The sequence below is a fragment of the Weizmannia sp. FSL W8-1119 genome (assembly GCF_038008605.1).
Taxonomy (GTDB): domain Bacteria; phylum Bacillota; class Bacilli; order Bacillales; family Bacillaceae_C; genus Weizmannia; species Weizmannia coagulans.
In genome coordinates this window covers 2,310,132-2,332,590 of record NZ_JBBOZL010000001.1, presented here as the reverse complement: position 1 = coordinate 2,332,590, position 22,459 = coordinate 2,310,132, and the positions used below count along the sequence as shown (strand labels likewise).

The following is a 22,459-nucleotide window of genomic DNA, read 5'->3' as shown; positions in this document are numbered from 1 at the left end:
TTAAAATACCCAGGGACGGCAAAAGCAGCTTTCACTATTGCCTGTATCCTTGTATGGTGGTTCTGGTTCACCGGTTTGGCGATTATGGGGAGGGTAATTGGGAGTGGACCAGTCAGGGAGATGTTTAATCTTGCTAAATAAGGCTTCCATAGTCACTTATTGACGAAGAGCAAATAACATGGTATTGTTTAATTAAACAATTAATTAAATGATTAAATGTTATAGGAGGCAAAATATGTGCTTAATGCTTTATTTAAAGCTTTAGCTGACCCAACAAGAAGGCAGATTTTGGAGCTTCTTAAGGAGAAGGATCTAACTTCTGGGGAAATCGCAGATCATTTTCAAGCAAGTAAACCGAATATCTCCCAGCACCTGGCGATTTTAAAGCATGCTGATTTGGTCACAGCCATGAAAAAGGGGAAATATGTTTACTATTCACTAAATACGACTGTTTTTCAGGAAGTTGTCAATTGGATTCTAAATTTAAGAAATAGCGGGGAGGGGCCACAATGAAAAAGCAATTGGTTTTGCAGGCAATTTTAACAGTTGTCATGCTGGTGATTTGGGTGCTTTTTTATCCGAAGCTGCCGGATACGTTACCTGCACATTGGGATATCAACGGCAATATCGACCGGTTTGTGCAAAAAAGCCTGGTTATGTGCATGCTTATCGGTTTGTTGTTGCTTTCTACGATGTTGTACGTCATTGTGCCGTTGATTGATCCAAAGCGGAAAAGTTATATTTATTCATTAAAAAATTATAACCGGATTCAGCTCATCACATTTATCTTTTTCTTCATTCTTAATTTAATGATCTTATATACGGGATTCCACCAAAATATTTCTTCTCCGAAAATGGTATATTTTTTCATTGGTGCCTTATTCCTTTTTCTTGGAAATTATTCTGCATCTTTGAAACAGAATTTTTTCATCGGGATCAGGACGCCTTGGACATTAAGTGATGAAAACGTCTGGAATAAGACAAACAGGAAAGGGGCACAGCTGCTGGTAATTTCCGGTATACTGATTTGTCTTGGGGGATTTTTGCCCGGTAAAATTCCATCAGTCATCACGGCCATCTGCATCATGATCATGATCGTTTTTCCTTTTCTTTACTCTTATTGGCTGTTCCGAAAAAGAAATGAATAGTAGTGAGATGAATTTTGAAAGTTGCCTTTTTTATTGTCTGTCATTTATAACTTTCAGCAATGAAGGATAACTGTTTACGAGGGACATAGACTTTTTTAAAATATTTCTTTTCAACTTATCGTCCCTCTAAGGGCTTTCTGAACCTAGATTCGGAAAGGATTCTGACAGCTTTAGCTGAACCTCTAAATGCAAGGGATTTATTAAAAAACAGGAAAAACTTTGCATTCGAAAGCTGATTCAATGTAAGGAGAAGACAGAGCCAAACATTTTCGAAAGAGGCATTTTTCTATCATTTGAGGCAGAGCGGATTCGTTCAGCATTTATTATTGATTTTCAATAAGATGTATTTTGTTTCAAGAAATTCTTCAATCCCGTGATGTCCACCTCACGTCCAAGGCGCTGTTTAAAACCGCCAAATGGGACCTGAATAACGGAAAGAAACCCGTCATTCAGGCCGACAATGCCATAATCTAACTGCTTACTGATCTTGACCGCTCGGCTGATATTCTGTGTGAAAAGTTAGACGGCAAGCCCTTTCGAAGATTACAAAGATACTTTTTCAACACTGGCAGCAGCTAAGATGGCTTGTTTTAAAATATCCAATCCTTCCTGTAGCTGATCATCCGTAATGACAATTGGCATCAGGATGCGAATGACATTACCGAAAATGCCGGCGCTTAGCAGCAGCAGGCCGCGTTTGTTGGCCTCTTCCACGATGCGGTTCGTTAATTCTTTGTCCGGTTCTTTTGTGCCTCTGTCTTTTACGAGCTCAATCGCGCACATTGCTCCGAGCCCGCGGACATCACCGATAAAATCGAATTCTTTATACCAGCTTTGGAAAGTGTCCATCACGGTTTGGCCGATTTTTTCCGCGCGTTCATTCAGCTTTTCTGATTCGATGATATCCAGCACTGCAAGACCGGCAGCACAGCCAAGCGGGCTGCCGCAATATGTCCCACCCAGTTCGCCTGGATTGGCAGCATCCATGATTTCACTTTTGCCAATCACGCCGCTTAATGGGACGCCGGCCGCTAACGATTTTGAAATCGTAAGCAGATCCGGAACGACATCAAAATGTTCAATCGCAAAATAACGGCCAGTGCGGCTAAAGCCCGTTTGAATTTCATCTGATACGAATAAAATGCCGTTTGCATGACAGTAATCATATACCGCTTTCACAAATTTTTTGCTTGGAACAATAAAGCCGCCTTCCCCTTGGATTGGCTCCATGACAACCGCTGCAACCATTTCCGGCGCGACATCATTTTTAAAAAAGTTCTTGAATTCCTGGATCATTTCATCTTCATATGCTTCATCGGTCAGATTGCCGGGTTTGCGGTAAAAGTATGGGTACGGCGCTTTATACACTTCTGAAGCAAATGGCCCGAATTCGTATTTGTACGGCTTAACTTTACTTGTCATTGACATCGTCATTAATGTTCTGCCATGGAATCCGCGCGAGAAGCTGATGATGGCCGGGCGTTTCGTATATTTGCGTGCGATTTTGACCGCATTTTCGACTGCTTCTGCGCCGCTGTTTAGGAAAATCACTTTTTTTTCATCGCTGCCGGGCGCAAGGGCGGCCAATTTTTCTGCCAATTCCACATATGGTTCATACATCATAACGTTGAATCCGGTATGGATAAAATGGTTCAGCTGATTTTGTAAAGCGGCAACCACTTTTGGATGATTATGACCAACGTTTAAGGTTCCAATCGCGCCTGCAAAATCTATATACGTATTTCCATCAACATCTGTAACAATGGCCCCCTTTGCTTCTTTGGCGAAAGTTGGAATGCCATTGCTGACACCGCGCGGGACGGCTTTTTCCCTTCTTTCAAGCAGATCTTTTGCGAATGTTCCCGGTAAATTTGTTTTTACATTTGCGTAAGTCATTTGATACGCTTCCTTTCACTCAAATAGTATTTTTATTGACAAGGGGAAAGTTCGACAGGGTTTTCCGCATTTTTAAAATCCATTTCGGGCGGCTCTCCCTTGAACCCCTTTGTTAAAGACATCTTAGGAAATAGGATTAGATCTGTTTGCTGTTCTTTTGGTTCAATCATCAGGTCCAACATTTATCATTAAGACGCGGCATGATTGGGGCATTGGCTATTTGAACCATTCTCGTGAATCCCTTCTTTCCGTGTATGATTGTGTACCAAAATTGTATACAATTTTGGACGATAAAAAATATCAGATATATTTATTGACGACTTGGACAATAGGGACAGAGTGTGAATATTCTTTTGAAAAGTCAATATCGTTCTGGATGGAATTTACATGATGAGCTGCCAGTGCTTTAGCGGCTTCAGGTTGCCGGGTTTGGATCGCCTCTAAGAGTTCAGCGTGTTCTTCTATTGCATTGGCTTCTTTGTGTTCAGATACATCATAGAAAGTCAAAATAATGTGTGAAAGTGTAATCATTTTTCTAAGCGTCTCAATCAAGAATAGATTTCTTGAGGCATCTACTATACTTAAATGAAAGTTTTTCGTTGCTGTTAATGATTTGTGGAAAGATTTGTCTTTTATAAGTACTCTTTCTTCCTCAAGAAAATGCTGCATTTTTTTAAGCTCAATATCTGTTGCATGAATCGCAGCAAGCTCAATGGCCCGTGGTTCCAGTAATTGGCGCATTTCAAAAATCTGTTCAGCCTCACTCGGAGTAGGGCAATAAACGAATGCTCCCCGTTTCGGCTTCAGTTCAATCAAAGCATCAAATTTTAATCTTTGAAAAACAGTTCGAATCGGTGTACGGCTCACCCCAAATGTTTCTGCTAACAAACTCTCCTTTAATTGCTGACCAGGCGGAAGATCCGCATTTAAAATCGCATCACGCAATACTTGATAAATTTTTTCTTCTGATATTTTCCGTGTTGTAACCACCACTTCTCTCCCATCCATCTTTATTTTTTAATATTACATTAACATAAAAATTCGGAAAAGGGCAATAGTTTGACAGATTTTATAATCATTTTTTATTTTGTGGGAAGGAAACACGGTCTTTTAAACCCATGATGACCAGACTTTTTGTTTGGAATCAAACACGCCTTCGAGCCGGACTGTAACTGACGGTCTATTTCAACTTTGGATGCAATGAAGCATCCCGAAACTTGCGCAATGTTTGCCAATCATTGACGCTGCGCATTACCCCTGTATGAATTCCCCCCCTTTTATTAACCCATAAAAAACTGCAGCCTGTTTGTACAGCAGCTGCAGTTTTTTGACTGTTATTCAAAATGAAGTTGGTAGTCTTCCGATTTGATCATTTTTAGTTTTCTAGAAAAAACATAAATCAGTCCGATGTTCAGTACGACCGGAAGAATAAAGAAGGTGCTGAGCATGATGGCGATATTTTTGATTGTCCAGCCGCCGTCAGCCAAATGCATAAAGTTCAGTGGACCGACTAAGCCGGACAAACCGAATCCCGCGCTGTACGGAGTGCCTTGGATATTGAGGAACCCGGCGAGCGCGCCTAAAATAGCAGCTGTAATCAGCATTGGAAACGCAATTTTCGGTTTCATGAAAAAGTTCCGCATCTGGATTTTCGGTGAACCGAGCACATGCGCAAGGGCAGTGCCGAGCGAATTGGCTTTATAACTGGCAATGGCAAGCCCGACACCCGCCGCGCAAATGCCGAGATTCGCAGCGCCTGAACCAACGCCTGACAACATAATCACAGTGGCGACCCCAACGGTTGAGAGCGGCGATAAAATAATCAGGCAGAAAACAACAGCAATGATGGCGCCCATGACAACCGGCTGCATGCTTGTAATATGGGCAATCCCAATCCCGATCAGCCCGGTAGCCGCTTTTACATAGGGCAGTAGGGTAAGCCCAATCATTCCGGGAATCAAGATACTTAATGTTGGCAGTAAAAGGATGGAATAGGCTTTTAACCTTGCACCGATCCATCGCATAAATAAAACAGCTAAAGCAGCCGTAATCCCGGTATTAATTACAATGCCAATTCCGTTCAGCTGGAATAACCCATCCGCAGTTTTCTGGATGGCACCGCTGCCGACCATGGCTGCGAGGCCGATGCTGGCAGTCTGGATGGGTGTGCACTTAAATGTAATGCCGACCATGACGCCGATCAATACTGGTAGCAGGCTCATCACAATGACCGTGACATCCAGCACTTGCTGTAAAAAGGGTGCATGGGGAATCATTAATTTTAAAATTTCCCCAAGTAGCGCGTTCGGGATAAGGGATACAACAATTCCGATACTCATGCCTGTTAACAATTTGTTGAAGAAATCCTTCATCATAAAAGCCCCCGTGTAGTCAAATTCAATTGAAAACGTTTGCTGTTCGGCATACATAAATGACTTACAACCTAAAAATTCCATTTTTTCAAGAAAGGACGGCATTTGGATTATGTGCCAGTGCACTGGTCAAACACACCCTGCTTGTCTTTGTATGGTTGATTATATATAACATTCAGACTAGAGTCAACAAATTTTTTAATACTTTACCGCGTGTGTGCGTGTGTGTATAAAAGCGCGGCAATATATTTTCATTTATGAAGGCTGCATATGTCTATATCCCGATAAAAGTGCATTTTAACAATAGTTTGCAACATATACCTGTGGAAATTTCGAGTAAGATGGATGCCTCTATATTTTGAGGCAGACCTAGCTGACAAATCGGGTACAAACGCCGAATCGGATTCGTTTAGCAAGCCTTAATTATGAAAACTATCATTTCTATACCACTCGATTCGAAATAAAAGATAGAGTAAAGCATCTAGAAGATTGCTTTACTCTATCTTTTTTACTTGCTTATATTTGCTAAGAACTTACTCGGAGCATACGGTTGTAAATCAATATCTTCTATGGGATGATCTAAAGAAAGTTCGGCTGCTAGCTTGCCAAAATATGGTCCCATGGTTAATCCTGATGCCCCTAATCCCGTCGCAATCACTAATCCTTCATATTGAGGAATGAAGCCGAGTATCGGGATATGGCTTGGCGCCATAGGTCTAAAACCGATTCTGATTTCATGAAGCGTTCCGTCGCTTAAACCTGGGGCCACATCTAACCCTGCATTCAGAACCTCACTCACTCCTCTGGCTGTCAGGCGATAATCAAAACCCGAGCCTGTTTCTCTCGTTGCTCCTACGACAACGCGATGATCGTTGAATGCAAGAAGATAGTAACTTGTTTGCGGAAGAACGACCGGCCATTTTGAAGTATCTTCTTCCGGTAAACTAATATGGATAATTTGTCCCCTCTGCGGTTCAATCGGCAATTGTACCCCCAGCGGTTCCAATAGATATGGTGTCCATGCCCCTGTAGCTGCAATGACACGGTCTGCTGTGATCGTCTCAGATTTGGTTTTAACACCCGTCACTTTCCCTTCGACAGTGAGCAAATCTGCCTCTTCTTGTAAATATATGGCACCGTGTTTCCGTGCTGCACTTAATAATGCCTTACGCATCAGACGTCCATCGACACGAGCCGCTCCCGTCACGTGTACGGCGCCATAATCTGAGGCGAGTGGCGGAAACAATTTTTGTGGTTCACCCGGCGCAAGATAAGTAATATCGCCTACTTCAGGAGTCTGTTTTTTCCTTTCTTTTACCCTTTTCTCTATCTCTTTTAATTCCTCGATATCCCTACTGATACTAAGCCCGCCAACAACGGCATAACCTAACTCCATTTCGCCATCAGCTTCTAATTGTGATACGATTGTTGGATAATAGCAGGCACTGGCTTTCGACATATTGTACCAAGCTGGATCTTCCACACGGGAAAGCCATGGACAGACAATCCCCGCACCGGCTGCGGTCGCTTGTCCTTCATGTTTTTTATCGATGATAATGACTTCCGCACCCTTTAAAGCTAAATGATAAGCAGCGCTTGCTCCCACGATACCTGCTCCTAATACGACAACCTTCATTTTCATCAGTCCTTTTTTATGTGAATAATTAATCTATTCCACGCATCATTTGATGAATTTTCGGTGCGAAGAAGAATAAGATGACACCTAAAATCATGACCATTCCGCCTACGAGACCAAAATAGCTGACCTCGGTACTCGGTTTAAAAAACGGTACAATCTGAGCATTAATCCCTTGAGCCGTAGCGTCGGAAATCAGCCATAAACTCATCGTTTGTGCCGAGAAAGCCGCTGGTGCGAGTTTCGTTGTAGCTGATAAACCAACCGGAGACAAACACATGGCACCGACAATGACTAAGAACCTCCAATAATACCCGACATAAAGACTAAAGCACCTTATACGGACATGATGGCGGCAGCCGTACCTTGAGAAAACCCCAAACCGCCACGAACGATTTGATCGTACATATAAAAAAGAAGAATAGCACGCATGCCATAATAAGAAAACCGTTCCCACACTTCTGTAAAAAATAGCGTTGACAAACCCTTAGGGTGGCCAAAAAAACTTTTCTGCAGCGGCAAGGAGGATGGCTTGACTTTTTGGTGCTTTGCAGCATTCCCGGAATCGCGCATTCTTTGTTCTCCTTAATTTTGTTTTAAATTTTTAATTTCTGACATTATTATATAAAAATATAAAGTTATAACTTTATATTTTTATAACTTTCTCTGTGGAACCATCACAGACATTTTTTATCCAAATTCACTTACATGTTGAGACTAACTTCAATATAATAATCGACTTTATCATGACGTATTACAAACTTGGAATATTCTACAGGAATGTTTTCTTCGGTAAATGTCACTCGTTCTATAACAAAAAGAGGTGTGCCCTTTTTTATTTTTAGAAGATTGGCCTCATAGGAATCCGAACTGATAGACGAAAAGTTGATCTTCACCTTGTCTAGACTAACCCCGTTTTGCTGAACCGCGTTGTATATAAGTTCTTTTTCTGCCATCTTAGGTGAAAAATTTCTGCACAAATCATGAACCAAAAATGTATGTTCTATCGCAGCAGGTTCATCATCCTCATATTTAAGACGAATCATCTGAATAACTTGATCCTCTTTTTTCAACTTTAACTTTTCTGAAATGACATCATCAGCTTGAACAACTGAAGAATAGAGCAATTTATGTGGGCTCATCTTCACTTCTGCGCTACCGAATGTTACGACATCCAAAATGCTTTTTTCTTTTGTTTTCTTCGATACAAAAGTACCCTTTCCTCTAACACGATACAGTTTGCCCTTCTTTACTAACTCCTGAACCGCTCTTTTCACAGTAATTGCACTTACATTAAAGATGCGCGCCAATTCTTTCTCGGTAGGTATTTGAAATCCTTCTTCCCATTGGCCAATGGATATTTTTTTGTCAAGAATTTCTTGTACCTGATGATATAAAGGAGTTGGTAGATTTTTGTCGATTTGCATGCTGCTCCTCCAAAAGTTATAACTTTATAAGTTAGTATAATGATAAAAATCACAATTGTCAATATTTATTTGGGATCAGGCATCGCGTAAACTTCCCCATAAACACGAATCTCCCCGTGAAGTGCTGGATTCACAAAGAAATGCCCTACCTAAAACCGTTGGGGAAGTGGTGGGAGGGTTCAAGCCTTAAGCTTGCCGCAAGAGATTTCCACACGATTTGGATCAAAATTACCTGTATGGGGAACATCATGACGGATTTAATGAACCTTGCAGGTAATAAGCCTAGTATTCCTTTTCCGGTTAGCATCCATAGCCATAGTGTATCTAATCCAAGATTAACAACAACGGTAATGATCAATACCGCCATGCATACTCTCCAAAATCGCACAGATTTTCGATATAAAAACAATCCGTAAATGGTACCTGACAGAAACGCAGAGAGTGTGAAACCAGGAAAATAAGCAGCTCCGCCCGAAAATAGTATCATCCCTATGATATCTGCCAATCCAGCTGTTATTCCTGCAAATAACGGTCCCAATAAGACAGCAGACAATGCCGTAGGAATAAAAGTAAATCCAATTCGGATGATCGGTGTTTGTATGGATAAGAAACGTGTGAAAATCACTTCTAATGCTATAAAAAGACCGGCAAACACAATTTTTTTAACACTCATTATTTAACCCCCATTATGTGAATCTACCAGGTGCAGACGTAAAAAAGACAATTTAACATCAAATTCACAATAGTTTTATAGCTTTATTATGCTGCGCAGGGAAGATATTGTCAATGTAAAGAAACAGAGGTTTGGATAATCAAGGTGTATTGAAATAACTTTCAATTCTTCCAGCTCATCGCCTCAAAGTCAAAAGAATGAATGAACTTGATAATTTGATATGACAGAGAAGGTTAGTGGGGATCGCGAAAGTTGTCGTGCGTTTCCGCTTCCGCCGGGATATCCAGCATCGTTTTGAAAAAAATCTTCTTTTCGATCATGCCGGATTGGTGGGTGGAGCTGCCGACAATCGTGGCCTTTTCAAAGTTGTTCAGTTCCGTTCCTCGAAAAAGCTTTCACTCCGGAAGCACCACCACCATTCCACTTTCGGTTGGGCGCCCCTTAAGTGTGCTTTTAATTGCTTCCGCTGCTCTTCATCCGGCCTATGAAAGAAGTTGAACTCATTTTCCCACTCGAAATATCCTTCACCGTCGTCTTTCCTTTATACGCAAATAAAAAGCGCGGCCCCCGGGAGACCACGCCTTTTACATAATGCATTCATAGGCTGTTTATTACTTAAGTTGTAGGTGGACACGAGCCCTCACCGAAAGTATACCGGTTACGGACAACTGTCCCATTTGCCCTAAGGACAAATGCATTGCCAAATACTGATGGTGAAGTCGCTGTCGAGCTTGTCATATAAGCTTACCAGTCCCTTCTTTAATGTGTATTGGCCTTGCCCTTATTGTATACCCGGGAACATTGACAATAAACAAAAAATAGGTATCCCAATATATTCCAATTGCACAACCGGCCATGATGCACGCCTTTTTCCATGCTTTAGCCCCATCCGTCGTTTTTCTGCTCAGACATTTGGCGTACTTAATCGTTATCGGTACAATCAAGAGGTCATAAAACAAGTCACGTAAATATGTCCAGTTCATTTTTCATTCTATAAATGAAAGGTAACTGCTGATATTCACAATTCCACAATAATCCTGGTGGCTTTGTCCGCCGCACCTATCGGAAAAGCACATATAATGTACCATACTCAAAGGAATGGGAGGATACATTATGTCATTTGGACACTATCATGCATTGTGCCAAAGATACAGAGGCAGAGCGGTTCAAATCCGGACTGTTGATGGGAGAATCCATAGAGGCATTATTCATCATGTGAGTGGAAACAGAGTCTACCTTCAGCCACTTGGCCGGCCGCGGAATCTTGGTGGATTTGGCTATGGCGGCTGGGGATGGGGTTTTGGCTGGGGCATCGCAATCGGTTCAATCGTTGGATTGGCTTTACTTCCTTTCTTTTTCTGGTAAGGGATTTTTTATTGAAAAAAATATAGATTACAGAGGTAAAAATATCAAATCAGCTAATCTTATATAGACGCAACCAATATCTCTATATAAAAAGATGATGTTACAGCTCTTCCCGTTTGGGTGCTTGTCTTTTCCAAAAATTGATCGATTTGTTTGCGCGTTTTGACAGTTTTTTGGAAGGTAACTCCACCATATACGGCCGAAATGACTTGGGTCGAAATGTTATTGAAAATGCCTGTCAGTACACGTGAGGAATCAGTAAAAAACGATCCGCTGGCACACCGGAGATGGATTGCTTTTTTGGCAGAATGGAGCCATTAAAGAGAAACCTTCATTTTCACTAAATTTTCCGTCTTAGTGACAAAGCAAGCCCGGTTCACGGCTAAGAATCCGCCGATTCCGGGCTTGTTTTTATTTCAAATCCAAATTTTTCACCACTCTTCTTGGCCCGCTTTGTGCCTTTTCCAATGTTAGGGAAATACAGTATGAAGAGCCCGGCACTTGCGTATGATAATCAAAAAAGTTTTTAAAAGAGGGTGCCGAAAATCGAAAAAACAATCACTGTCGGAACAGTTTCAAAGCATCAAAAGAAACAGGCGGAAAAAAGGCGCGGCAGGTTGAATGAATACAGTTTGGCCGGGCTTGGGATTGGCGGCATGATCGGCGCCGGGTATTTTCTTGGTTCAGGTTTGGCTGTTCGGGAAGCGGGGCCTTCAGTCATCCTGGCTTTTTTGATCGGTGGAGTGATGATGATGCAGGTACTCGGGGCGATGACAAGCATCAATGTGAACCGTCTGCAGCAAGGGTCTTTCCGGGTATATGTCGAAAAATTTTTAGGACACTATGCAGGATTTTTGATTGGGTGGGCACTATTTATTTCCAGTATTTTAGCTATCGGTTCGGAAGCCATTGCGATGGGGGTATTTGCACATTTTTGGTTGCCAAAAGTACCGCTTCCTGTTCTCGCAACTGTTTTTATGGCGGTGATTATCGTGATGAATGCGATGAATATGGAAATATTCGGGCATATTGAGTCGGCAATGGCCGCGGTCAAAGTGTTGGCGCTGCTTGCCTTTATCCTAATGGGAGGATGGGTATTGCTGTCACATGGCGAGATAATAGACCAACATCCTTTTGCAAGTCGCCATGCATTTTTTCCGAATGGTATCTCGGGCCTGCTTCAATCTATGCTTATCGTTATCTTTTCATTTTCAGGCATCAGTGCAATCGCCATGGCTTCAACAGAAGTAGTAAAACCGCGCAGACAAATCCCAAGGGCAGCCGGGCTGATGGCATTTGGGTCGATTGGTTTATATGCACTTTCCATGTTGGTTCTGGTTATGTTAACTGCATGGAATACGGTTTCTACCCATAAGTCCCCTTTCGTCCATGCATTTGATGTGATTGGTATGGATTGGGCAGCTGCATTCTTCAATATTGTGATCTTACTGGCGGCTTTTTCTGTTATGGCGGCAAGCTATTATACGTCTGTCCAGTTAGTTCTATCTCTATCAGAGGTAAAAAAAGGACCAGGCCTGTTTTTAAAGCAGTCAAGTAGGGGCTTTTACCTTTATGCATGGCTGGCAGTTGCCATAGGGTGTTTGCTCGTTGTCGGTGTATCGTTTTTGCTGCCTTCATCTTTATATAATTATTTGATTTCCGCTTCGTCCTATTTCACCTTTTTAAATTGGATTCTGAATCTGATCACCTTCTTAATTTGGCGGAAAAAGCGCAGTAAAAACGAAACCTATCAATCGAGCCTGATTTGGGGAATTCCCGGAGCATATGCCACGATTTTTGCTATTTTGATACTGTTTGGAATCAGTCTGCGTGTTAATGATTTCCGGATGGTCTTTTACGCAGCCTTTTGCTTTGTGTTGATCATTACGCTGGGATACGTCATTTGGCAGAAGTTCACCCCTCATATGGAGCAGGAAAGTCCTGAGTGAGCGCAGTAAATGCTGCCTGCAGGTTGGGATGCTGCTTCATATGAGGGGATTCCAAATATAGCAGAGGATGGTTGAAGTGGTCCCGAACTGGTCTCGTGGACACAACTTAGTGAAACACAGTGTAAAATGGTCGAAAAATTTTTGTGGAAACGAATGTTCTTATCATGTATAATATGATTAACAATTCAAATTTAGCAAAGGATGGGGTAAAATAATGGGAGAAGTACTTGTTCTGGAGAATAGGGTGAACTATTCACCTGAAACTGATTATGATGGGCTTTGGAAGAAAATTATCAGTGAACTATTTGAGGAATTTATTTTATTCTTTGCATCCAACTTGTATGAGGCCATTGATTTTGGAAAAGGAATTGTCTTTCTTGAACAGGAATTGCACAAAGTCATCATCAAGCATAAAAAAGGGAAAAAAATTGCAGACAAAATTGTAAAGGTTTCCTTGAAAAACGGCGAAGAAAAATATGTATTCATTCACATTGAAATTCAAGGAAAAAAGGATCCGGACTTTTCCAAACGAATGTTTACTTATTTTTATCGTTTGTTTGATCGCTTTCAAGAAAATATTTATTCCATTGCGATTTTAACCGATTTGTCTAAGTCAAACAATCCAGAGCCGTTTCAATATTCTTTTTGTGGCACTGAACTTACGTATCGCTTTAACACTTATAAGTTTAATGAAGCGGACATTCCTTCTTTGAAAAAATCTACGAACCCTTTTGCCATTGCGGTATTGGCAGGCATTTACCTTCATCAAACGGAAAAAAACTATCAGAAACGATATGAAGTAAAGAAAAGATTGTTGAAAGAATTCATTTTAACCAACCCGAACCTTAACTCTAACGATGCGGAAGCACTTTTTTACTTTATTGACTATTTACTGAATCTTCCTGATGAGCTGACAAAACAATTAATGAAAGAGTTATCTATTCATATTGAAAAGGAGGCAAACCATATGCTGTATTCTGAAAAACTTAAAGAAGCACCTACATTTGCAGAATATCTGAAAACTGTGAAGGAAGAAGGAATTGAAATAGGGATTGAAAAAGGGAAGAAAAAAGGAATTGAAATAGGGATTGAAAAAGGGAAGGAAAAAGGTATTGAAATAGGGATTGAAAAAGGAAAAATGGAAGAAAAAAGAAATTTAGCTGCCGAGCTATTACGGGAAGGATTTTCAGTTGAAAAAGTTGCAAAAATCGTGAAGCTGAGTCTAGATGAAGTGAAAGAGATTGTTGCAAGTATTCATCCTAACCAATCCGAATCTTAATCCTAATTTTACGGATCTTCCTCATGGGTTAACAAACCAATTAACGAAAGAATTATCTATTCACATTGAGGAGGCAAACCATATGCTGTATTCTGAAAAACTTAAAGAAGCACCTACATTTGCAGAATATCTGAAAACTGTGAAAGAAGAAGGGATTGAAATAGGGATTGAAATAGGGATTGAAAAAGGAAAAATGGAAGAAAAAAGGAATTTAGCTGCCGAGCTATTACGGGAAGGATTTTCAGTTGAAGAGGTTGCAAAAATGGTAAAACTAAGTATAGATGAAGTGAAAAAAATAGAAAAATTTTAAAAATACGTGAATGACTAAATAGATTTAGACAAGGGATGGGTTGCCTTTCTATATAATCAAAGAAATACTGATTTTAGAGGATCACTATTAATTGCCGCTGAAAATTCCTTAGAGCCTCTGCCAAAATAAAAATATACCCTTGAGCGAGGCTCTGGAAAATTAATTATCCCGATTTTTTTTTGCCTTTTCATCCAGATTTTCAATTTACATCCAGATTTTCAATTCAATAGAAGTAAAACGGTCATTTTTCTTCAAAAAAAGGGCATACGTATCCCGCCTTCACAAAATGGTTTTTTTCACTACCCTTTGTGGAAAGAAAACGTTCATTTGAGTTATTCACATATCCACCTGTGAATAACTTAATTTGCTCTTTGCAGCCGATTGCGTGTCCATCCACAATTGGCCTTTCCAGTCTGATGGTACGCCATATTTGCCATGATATGCATAGATATCATGCATCGATCTACATGAGCTTCAACTGCCTGTTTCCCACGCTTGTGAACACGACGGAGACTGTATCCGTCTTTTAGAATGCCAAAGATTCTTTCGATGATCGTCCTGGCACTATATAACACTTCAAATGTGCGACCATGTTGAGGCAACTCGACATCTACTTGAGGCGTTTGATCAAAGTCTATCCTAAATACTCTTCCTTGTGCTGCCCCATTACAACATTCCGCGTGATTCGCTAGCGGGCAGGTGAGACCTTCTTGCTTGGCATTTGGATGAAATACAGGACAAGTGTAAATATATTGCCCCTTTTCCCGATCAGATCCTCTAAGTTCCATTTTATGTCCACTGATACAGATGGGAGTGCCGTACCGGTTGATTTTTTCAATCCCCCGGGCGGTAGTTGGTTTATCTTTACGGTTCCGTGGATTGATCGGTGCCACCAATTTCGCCTGTAATACATCCTTTGTCACTTTTTGATTTTCCGGCGTTTGGTAGATTCCATCTGCCAGGATAAAGCTCAACTGCTCAGCCATCTCGGGGTGCTCTGCCTTAAACGTTTCCAATGTCGGTTCTAATGTTTTCCCATCGGGTGTATTTCCTTTAAATACTTCCCGCGTCAAAGGCAAACCGGATTTCACCCCGCATACCATTGATAATTTATGCGCAATATAGGAGACTGCATTACTTTTACGCATTACCCCTACATTGTCGTCCGTAAGGACTCTGGGGCAATCGCAATCACCCTCACAAGAACACGTCTTCCTTGTTTTATTCAAGGTTGCTTCTGCCTCTATATGCGATGTATCCACGGCGGCTGCTTCCTCATTCGTTTCAACCACGCCTTCCCCTTTATTATATTCAACAACCAATAGCCGGGCTTTTTCCCAAAGACCATTTGTTGTCATGATTTGATCAAAACGAGCAAAGGACCGGTAGCTCGGAATTTTCTCTGTAAATCCACACATGGTGGCAAATAGCGGGTTTGATTTCACTTGCAAATAGACACTCTCCACCATCACTTCAATATACTGTAAAGAGGCCAGTTCAAAAGCACGAAAAAAGGGCATGAAAGGATGCGGTTTTCTCCCAGTGGAAGGGAGATGAAATAATGAAGACGCAGACTTGTCTTCTTCCTCCGTTATTGAGAGCCCTTGCCAAAATGCTATATCCCCTGAAACTGTAAGCAGTCAGACAATTAAAGGTCGTTGATTTATTCCACTAAAGAAAAAAGACGTTTGTAGGAACATTATGACAAATGTAAAAATAAATTGTGAGTTTTTGATTTTAATGGGGTAAATTTATTTATTATAAGTGTCTAAATTTTTCCATTTTAGTCGGGTTTCAATAGATTAAGCTACTCATTCCTGTGGTAAATATTGTAAAACGGAAAAGGATGATTTTTTTTTGAAAAAAAAAAGAGCCATGAAAGCCACTCCTTTGTTAAGATATAAGTACCACCAAATATCCAGGGAGTGATTTCATGACTAGTTCTATTCTAACACAAACCAGAGACTTTTCAATACAACAAAATTTGATTCCCCACAATTGGCAAGACTATGCCGATATACCATTTGTCATTCCAGCCATGTGTTTCCCATGGGAGATTTTTAAGCCGATTGAACGAGAATACTACACCCTTTTATATTTGCACCTAAAAAATGAAAGAGCACATGATCCTTCTAATGAAATACAACCGGCACTATTTTCAATAACGGAGGAAGAAGACAAGTCTGCGTCTTCATTATTTCATCTCCCTTCCACTGGGAGAAAACCGCATCCTTTCATGCCCTTTTTTCGTGCTTTTGAACTGGCCTCTTTACAGTATATTGAAGTGATGGTGGAGAGTGTCTATTTGCAAGTGAAATCAAACCCGCTATTTGCCACCATGTGTGGATTTACAGAGAAAATTCCGAGCTACCGGTCCTTTGCTCGTTTTGATCAAATCATGACAACAAATGGTCTTTGGGAAAAAGCCCGGCTATTGGTTGTTGAATATAATAAAGGGGAAGGCGTGGTTGAAACGAATGAGGAAGCAGCCGCCGTGGATACATCGCATATAGAGGCAGAAGCAACCTTGAATAAAACAAGGAAGACGTGTTCTTGTGAGGGTGATTGCGATTGCCCCAGAGTCCTTACGGACGACAATGTAGGGGTAATGCGTAAAAGTAATGCAGTCTCCTATATTGCGCATAAATTATCAATGGTATGCGGGGTGAAATCCGGTTTGCCTTTGACGCGGGAAGTATTTAAAGGAAATACACCCGATGGGAAAACATTAGAACCGACATTGGAAACGTTTAAGGCAGAGCACCCCGAGATGGCTGAGCAGTTGAGCTTTATCCTGGCAGATGGAATCTACCAAACGCCGGAAAATCAAAAAGTGACAAAGGATGTATTACAGGCGAAATTGGTGGCACCGATCAATCCACGGAACCGTAAAGATAAACCAACTACCGCCCGGGGGATTGAAAAAATCAACCGGTACGGCACTCCCATCTGTATCAGTGGACATAAAATGGAACTTAGAGGATCTGATCGGGAAAAGGGGCAATATATTTACACTTGTCCTGTATTTCATCCAAATGCCAAGCAAGAAGGTCTCACCTGCCCGCTAGCGAATCACGCGGAATGTTGTAATGGGGCAGCACAAGGAAGAGTATTTAGGATAGACTTTGATCAAACGCCTCAAGTAGATGTCGAGTTGCCTCAACATGGTCGCACATTTGAAGTGTTATATAGTGCCAGGACGATCATCGAAAGAATCTTTGGCATTCTAAAAGACGGATACAGTCTCCGTCGTGTTCACAAGCGTGGGAAACAGGCAGTTGAAGCTCATGTAGATCGATGCATGATATCTATGCATATCATGGCAAATATGGCGTACCATCAGACTGGAAAGGCCAATTGTGGATGGACACGCAATCGGCTGCAAAGAGCAAATTAAGTTATTCACAGGTGGATATGTGAATAACTCAAATGAACGTTTTCTTTCCACAAAGGGTAGTGAAAAAAACCATTTTGTGAAGGCGGGATACGTATGCCCTTTTTTTGAAGAAAAATGACCGTTTTACTTCTATTGAATTGAAAATCTGGATGTAAATTGAAAATCTGGATGAAAAGGCAAAAAAAAATCGGGATAATTAATTTTCCAGAGCCTCGCTCAAGGGTATATTTTTATTTTGGCAGAGGCTCTGAAAATAGTGCCGGTTGTATTTCATTAGAAGGATCATGTGCTCTTTCATTTTTTAGGTGCAAATATAAAAGGGTGTAGTATTCTCGTTCAATCGGCTTAAAAATCTCCCATGGGAAACACATGGCTGGAATGACAAATGGTATATCGGCATAGTCTTGCCAATTGTGGGGAATCAAATTTTGTTGTATTGAAAAGTCTCTGGTTTGTGTTAGAATAGAACTAGTCATGAAATCACTCCCTGGATATTTGGTGGTACTTATATCTTAACAAAGGAGTGGCTTTCATGGCTCTTTTTTTTTTCAAAAAAAAATCATCCTTTTCCGTTTTACAATATTTACCACAGGAATGAGTAGCTTAATCTATTGAAACCCGACTAAAATGGAAAAATTTAGACACTTATAATAAATAAATTTACCCCATTAAAATCAAAAACTCACAATTTATTTTTACATTTGTCATAATGTTCCTACAAACGTCTTTTTTCTTTAGTGGAATAAATCAACGACCTTTAATTGTCTGACTGCTTACAGTTTCAGGGGATATAGCATTTTGGCAAGGGCTCTTAAGATTGCCAAAGCACTCAAAATATTAGCACCCAAAAAGTTCTTTTTGAAAGATTTTACACTAAATAAGGAAATAGCCATATGAAAATATCGACTTTTAGCGTCTGTTTTTTAAAGAATGAGCTTCTTGGGTGCTACCCAGTTGTTTTATATAAAAAAAATGGATAAAAAATGAGCTGACCTTTGCAGTGAAAATCACTTAACCCAACACGTTTTTATCCATTTTATATTCAAAGGCAATTTCTGTAACGCCAGTATTTCTTACACATCCTGGCTATTCGTTTTACTTTCCTGTATTCTTTTTAAAAAAATTTAAGTTTTGGACCATAATGGGCCCAAATTCTTCAAAGGAGAAATCATTCTTCAATTCTAGTTAACTTCACTTCAACCTTAAATCGATCCGGATTTTTTTCCAAAACTGCGATGAACCGTTTTAAGTCTTGAAAGATAATAAATCCTTCTGTTTCATTTTCGTAATTCATCGTAAAGGACTCCGGTTTTTCATTATTTTCTTCATCTTCTGATGCGTCATGTTCAGCTATCTTTTCTGTTTCTTCAACGGCAACTTGGTTATTTGAAGATAATAAATTATTAATCAACATCTTCATTTCCTTAAACTCATTCATCAGTTGGTCAACACGTTCATCCCCTGCATTTCCAGCTTGTTCTTGTCCGGATTCCACAACAGCCGGCGTAAAATCTTTTATATTCTCCTGTGCTTTATCTTTCTTATATTCATCTATCCACCCGTTTTTGAGGGCTAATTTTTTCAGATTGTGCTTATAATTATGAACGGAAGAATCTCGTTTCCCCCAAATTTTTGCAATTGATTGGGCGTTCCATTTTTCCGTATATTCGGATATAAGCAGCCATTGATCTTTTTTTGGAAGCTTTTTTAAATCATTAAATGGGATCACTTGGTTTGGATCTGCGTCCGGTTTTGAGTGCGGAAATGTCCGTTTCTTCTTCATTTCAAGTCCTAAATCAGCCAACAATTGATAGTATACCTCTTCTTCAACACCCAATGCTTCTAATATTTCATTCTCTGAATAGGTCTCCCTCCATTTCGTTAAAATTTCCGTTTGTCGTTCTTTCGGATGCGTTTTTAAATCTTCGTAGGTCATTAAACTTGTAAACATATTGTACACCTTTACCTTTCCTGATTTTTTATATAACTTTTTTCTTTTCCTCTTAATAAGTCACTGGCAAAATAGATTTTCCCTATCCCGTGTTTGACTCCCTTTCCCTTTTTTGCATATGCTCCATAAGAACTAATCTTCTTTTCTTTGATTTCTGCATAATATGTTTGCTTTATGTCATTATGCGTATTTAGCACCGGTCTACCTCCTTTGCATAAATTTGAAAATCGCTTTTCATTCCATATTCTTTCTATAATGATTACAGTGTTGGGTTGATGTTGGAGAATTTTCAGTTATTTTTAAGGGACTTTGTTCTATTACAGCTCTGAGGAGTAAAAATTTTTCGTGATAATTTAAATATACCTCCCAAAAATGCGGCTAAATATGTAATAATTTAAATAATTAGAGCTTACTGGACGAATATTTTGGCATTGCTTACTGACAAATCGGATACAAGCTAATATTCGATTCGTTCAGCAAGCCCTAATTAAACTTCGCTGTTTTGAGGGGGTTTTTATTTTGGTTACTAGAAAAGAAAAAAGAAATCGTGAAAAAGAAGCAAATTATTTTTTCGAGTTCCTTAAAATTCAGAAGCATTTTTTCAAAGACCTGATGAATAACCTAAAAAAGGTAGCAGACCACCGACATCAAAGCTATATCACTTATGGTCCAGAGGTCCTTTTATTTACGATGATGTTGAAAAATATGACCGGCCTAAAATCCATGAGAAACATGAGTGAGAGTTTTAATAAAGAAGAATGTATTAAAAATGTAGGGAAGGTGTTAGGCTTAGATTCTCTTGAAGAACTTCCACATTATGATACAATTAACGACTTTTTATCTGGCTTAGATGTAAATGAATTAGAAAAAATTAGAACGTATATGATTAAAGAATTATTGAAAAAAAGGTCTCTCGAGTCTTATCGAATTGAAGGAAAGTACTGGGGTGTCATCATTGATGGAACTGGATTACACACCTTTCATGAGAAACATTGTAAACACTGCCTGAGACGGGCATATACAAATAAAGAAACAGGAGAAACGAACGTACTTTATATGCACCATGTACTTGAAGCCAAGCTTGTCGTGGGGGATATGGTCTTCAGTATTGCCTCCGAATTTATCGAAAATGAATCAGAAAATGTTTCTAAGCAAGATTGTGAATTAAAAGCCTTCGACAGGCTGGCAAAGAAAATAAAAAAAATATTTAAAAGACTACCGATTTGTATCTTGGGAGATAGTCTCTATGCATGTGAAACGGTATTTAATCTGTGCAGGGCGCACAAATGGAAATATATATGCAGATTTAAGGAAGGGAGAATTAAAAGTATCTCGACGGAGTTTAAGGCAATAAAAGAGCTGGAACAAAGTAAGGATCAGAATTCATTAGTTTGGGTGAATGATATTGCCTACAAAGACAGAACGGTCAATCTGATGGAGGCCACAATGAAAACAGAGGATGGGAAATCGAAAGAGTATGTATTTATAACGGATATTAAAATCACGAAAAAGAACGTGGAACGACTCATCGCTGCAGGAAGAAGCCGCTGGAAGATTGAAAATCAAGGATTTAACGAACAAAAAAATAATCGTTACAATATAGAACATGCCAATAGCCAAAACTACACAGCCATGAAAAATCATTATTTATTAGTTCAAATAACAGATATTATTAGACAGCTGTTTGAAAAAGGTTCGTCAATCTTAAAAGCACTCAAAAAAACGGCAAAAGAAAAATCCTCAAATCTGTTGGAATCGTTTCGGACACGCATTTTAACAGACGAGGATTTCACCCATTTAAGTAAGCCAATACAAGTAAGGTTTACTTAATGGTTATATTATAGCAAAGGATGTGATGTAAAAAAAGGTTTTTTTGAAGTTATCCACAATTTTAAAAAAGAAATTTGCAAATTCGGCTCTTTTTGACTTTGAAAGCAGAAAAAATAGATGGAAAAATTTTCTAAATGTGGATAAGTCATTTTATCATAAAACATCTAAAAATTGATGAATTTACTCTTCAGAACTGGTTCTATTATTGCTGTCTTGATCTTCAGGGACGATTTTTCCTCCTGCCAGTTGTTTAAGGTGCATAAAATTCTTTTTTGAGTTCCAATTTTATACATGATATTCCAATTTACCTACTTATTCCTTTAAGCTGTCTACTAATTAACGGACTATCTATATTATACTAGATCCTATGTATATTATCTACATTGAATGGAAATTTCATCACTAATTTGATAAGCTCGTTTTTCAAAGTTTTATATAGATGAACGAAATATTCCTACTTCTTCAGGTGTTGCCAACTAGAATGTTTACCCTGATCCTAATTGATTTTGACATGAAAAATTTTATTTCATTTTATAACGTTCGTTTTTCCGGATTATGCGGGTATGCTGGGGCAAAAGTTCAATGGGCCATCAAAGAAAATGTCCGGACACTTACCGGGAAAAAGTAGTCTTGCACATGGTGAATGAAAAGATGGTCCAACCGGTACGGCCTCATGGGGATCGAGCGTTATTACGCAGCAATACTCCTTATCATGTTCTACTACTTAATCCTTTGAATATGTATAAATTGAGACACGAATACGATGGAGGATTCGGCTATGCACTATTATTATGGGAATCAAATGCCTTTGCGTGTGCTGGATGAGGCTGAGTTTTGGAAACACCAGGAAGAAGAACATACGATTGTGATCCGGGAGCTTGTTAGAAATCTCGAACAAAAGTATGTGGAGGCATTACAAGAATGGGAAAACGCTTTTTCAAAGGCACATCATCGCGTGATAAGGTATATTGAAACGGTCAAGTTTCTCAAGCACTCTACCAAGATATTTTGCAACTAACCCAATTTTGCTTACAGCAGAGTGAACAATTTATCCGGTTTTGTCGCACGCTTATGGAAGCAAGTGAACCGATCAGCACAAACCCGACAGCTAAAGTGGTGTTGAACCATATTATTGTGAATCAGAATATTTTATAGGTGTAGCCCAGACATTTTGTACCAGCCGTAATTCCAAGCTTAGTTTAAAGAAGCTTTAACACCCTGTTCAT

At 39.7% G+C, this 22,459-nt stretch carries 18 protein-coding genes and 4 pseudogenes; 9 read left to right on the top strand and 13 right to left on the bottom strand.

The window, feature by feature from the left end; translation table 11 throughout:
- Positions 1-237: 237 nt before the first annotated feature.
- Positions 238-513: an autorepressor SdpR family transcription factor gene (locus tag NSQ19_RS11550; RefSeq protein WP_237348444.1), complete on the top strand. Its 276-nt coding sequence runs from the start codon at positions 238-240 to the stop codon at positions 511-513.
- Positions 510-1,148, top strand: coding sequence for an SdpI family protein (locus NSQ19_RS11545; RefSeq protein ID WP_237348443.1), 639 nt, complete (start codon positions 510-512; stop codon positions 1,146-1,148). The genes NSQ19_RS11550 and NSQ19_RS11545 overlap by 4 nt, the downstream gene beginning before the upstream one ends.
- Positions 1,149-1,461: 313 nt before the next feature.
- On the opposite strand, the pseudogene NSQ19_RS15780 reads toward NSQ19_RS11545, so the two are convergent.
- The 9 genes and pseudogenes from NSQ19_RS15780 to NSQ19_RS11500 form a co-directional block, all read right to left on the bottom strand.
- Positions 1,462-1,667: pseudogene (locus NSQ19_RS15780) on the bottom strand (aldehyde dehydrogenase family protein); the annotation flags it as partial.
- Positions 1,668-1,691: 24 nt separating this feature from the next.
- Positions 1,692-3,044, bottom strand: a complete 1,353-nt coding sequence (gene gabT / locus NSQ19_RS11535) for a 4-aminobutyrate--2-oxoglutarate transaminase (protein ID WP_237348442.1) — start codon at positions 3,042-3,044, stop codon at positions 1,692-1,694.
- A gap of 300 nt (positions 3,045-3,344) precedes the next feature.
- A complete protein-coding gene (locus tag NSQ19_RS11530) occupies positions 3,345-4,034 on the bottom strand; it encodes a GntR family transcriptional regulator (RefSeq protein ID WP_237348441.1) in 690 nt (229 codons plus the stop codon).
- A gap of 344 nt (positions 4,035-4,378) precedes the next feature.
- Positions 4,379-5,416 carry a PTS transporter subunit IIC gene (locus NSQ19_RS11525; protein ID WP_340703183.1) on the bottom strand — a complete coding sequence of 346 codons (1,038 nt, stop codon included), beginning with the start codon at positions 5,414-5,416 and terminating at the stop codon, positions 4,379-4,381.
- A 508-nt stretch (positions 5,417-5,924) separates the two neighbouring features.
- A complete protein-coding gene (locus tag NSQ19_RS11520) occupies positions 5,925-7,052 on the bottom strand; it encodes an NAD(P)/FAD-dependent oxidoreductase (protein WP_237348440.1) in 1,128 nt (375 codons plus the stop codon).
- Positions 7,053-7,080: 28 nt separating this feature from the next.
- Positions 7,081-7,350, bottom strand: a pseudogene (locus NSQ19_RS11515) (POT-type proton-dependent oligopeptide transporter); the annotation flags it as partial.
- A 41-nt stretch (positions 7,351-7,391) separates the two neighbouring features.
- A pseudogene (locus NSQ19_RS11510) lies at positions 7,392-7,625 on the bottom strand (hypothetical protein); the annotation flags it as partial.
- Positions 7,626-7,756: 131 nt separating this feature from the next.
- Positions 7,757-8,479 carry a GntR family transcriptional regulator gene (locus tag NSQ19_RS11505; protein WP_237348439.1) on the bottom strand — a complete coding sequence of 241 codons (723 nt, stop codon included), beginning with the start codon at positions 8,477-8,479 and terminating at the stop codon, positions 7,757-7,759.
- Between the two features lie 145 nt (positions 8,480-8,624).
- Positions 8,625-9,152 (bottom strand): folate family ECF transporter S component, encoded by a 528-nt coding sequence (locus NSQ19_RS11500; RefSeq protein ID WP_237348438.1) that lies wholly within the window; start codon positions 9,150-9,152, stop codon positions 8,625-8,627.
- A gap of 1,113 nt (positions 9,153-10,265) precedes the next feature.
- Between NSQ19_RS11500 and NSQ19_RS11495 the strand changes: the two genes are divergently transcribed.
- From NSQ19_RS11495 to NSQ19_RS11480, 4 genes are all read left to right on the top strand, one after another.
- The gene (locus NSQ19_RS11495) at positions 10,266-10,517 is read left to right on the top strand and encodes a hypothetical protein (protein WP_237348437.1); all 252 of its coding nucleotides are present in this window, start codon (positions 10,266-10,268) and stop codon (positions 10,515-10,517) included.
- A 536-nt stretch (positions 10,518-11,053) separates the two neighbouring features.
- Positions 11,054-12,466, top strand: a complete 1,413-nt coding sequence (locus tag NSQ19_RS11490; RefSeq protein WP_237348436.1) for an amino acid permease — start codon at positions 11,054-11,056, stop codon at positions 12,464-12,466.
- A 214-nt stretch (positions 12,467-12,680) separates the two neighbouring features.
- The gene (locus NSQ19_RS11485) at positions 12,681-13,745 is read left to right on the top strand and encodes a hypothetical protein (RefSeq protein ID WP_237348435.1); all 1,065 of its coding nucleotides are present in this window, start codon (positions 12,681-12,683) and stop codon (positions 13,743-13,745) included.
- Between the two features lie 82 nt (positions 13,746-13,827).
- Positions 13,828-14,055, top strand: a complete 228-nt coding sequence (locus NSQ19_RS11480) for a hypothetical protein (protein ID WP_340702876.1) — start codon at positions 13,828-13,830, stop codon at positions 14,053-14,055.
- Between the two features lie 359 nt (positions 14,056-14,414).
- On the opposite strand, the gene NSQ19_RS11475 is transcribed toward NSQ19_RS11480, so the two are convergent.
- A complete protein-coding gene (locus NSQ19_RS11475; protein ID WP_340702875.1) occupies positions 14,415-15,575 on the bottom strand; it encodes a transposase in 1,161 nt (386 codons plus the stop codon).
- 413 nt (positions 15,576-15,988) lie between these two features.
- On the opposite strand from NSQ19_RS11475, the gene NSQ19_RS11470 reads away from it, so the two are divergent.
- On the top strand, positions 15,989-17,452 hold the full coding sequence (locus NSQ19_RS11470; protein WP_042512439.1) for a transposase: 1,464 nt from the start codon (positions 15,989-15,991) through the stop codon (positions 17,450-17,452).
- A gap of 230 nt (positions 17,453-17,682) precedes the next feature.
- Here NSQ19_RS11470 and NSQ19_RS11465 read toward each other — a convergent pair whose 3' ends face one another.
- The 3 genes from NSQ19_RS11465 to NSQ19_RS11455 all read right to left on the bottom strand — a co-directional run bounded on the left by NSQ19_RS11465 (position 17,683) and on the right by NSQ19_RS11455 (position 19,600).
- Positions 17,683-17,928 (bottom strand): hypothetical protein, encoded by a 246-nt coding sequence (locus NSQ19_RS11465; protein WP_340702874.1) that lies wholly within the window; start codon positions 17,926-17,928, stop codon positions 17,683-17,685.
- 692 nt (positions 17,929-18,620) lie between these two features.
- On the bottom strand, positions 18,621-19,403 hold the full coding sequence (locus NSQ19_RS11460) for a hypothetical protein (RefSeq protein ID WP_237348431.1): 783 nt from the start codon (positions 19,401-19,403) through the stop codon (positions 18,621-18,623).
- 11 nt (positions 19,404-19,414) lie between these two features.
- Positions 19,415-19,600: a hypothetical protein gene (locus NSQ19_RS11455; protein WP_237348430.1), complete on the bottom strand. Its 186-nt coding sequence runs from the start codon at positions 19,598-19,600 to the stop codon at positions 19,415-19,417.
- Positions 19,601-19,922: 322 nt separating this feature from the next.
- Here NSQ19_RS11455 and NSQ19_RS11450 point away from each other — a divergent pair, with 322 nt between their 5' ends.
- Both NSQ19_RS11450 and NSQ19_RS11445 read left to right on the top strand, forming a co-directional pair.
- Positions 19,923-21,233: a transposase family protein gene (locus tag NSQ19_RS11450; protein ID WP_013858128.1), complete on the top strand. Its 1,311-nt coding sequence runs from the start codon at positions 19,923-19,925 to the stop codon at positions 21,231-21,233.
- 778 nt (positions 21,234-22,011) lie between these two features.
- Positions 22,012-22,447 (top strand): annotated as a pseudogene (locus NSQ19_RS11445) (DUF2935 domain-containing protein).
- Positions 22,448-22,459 lie beyond the last annotated feature (12 nt).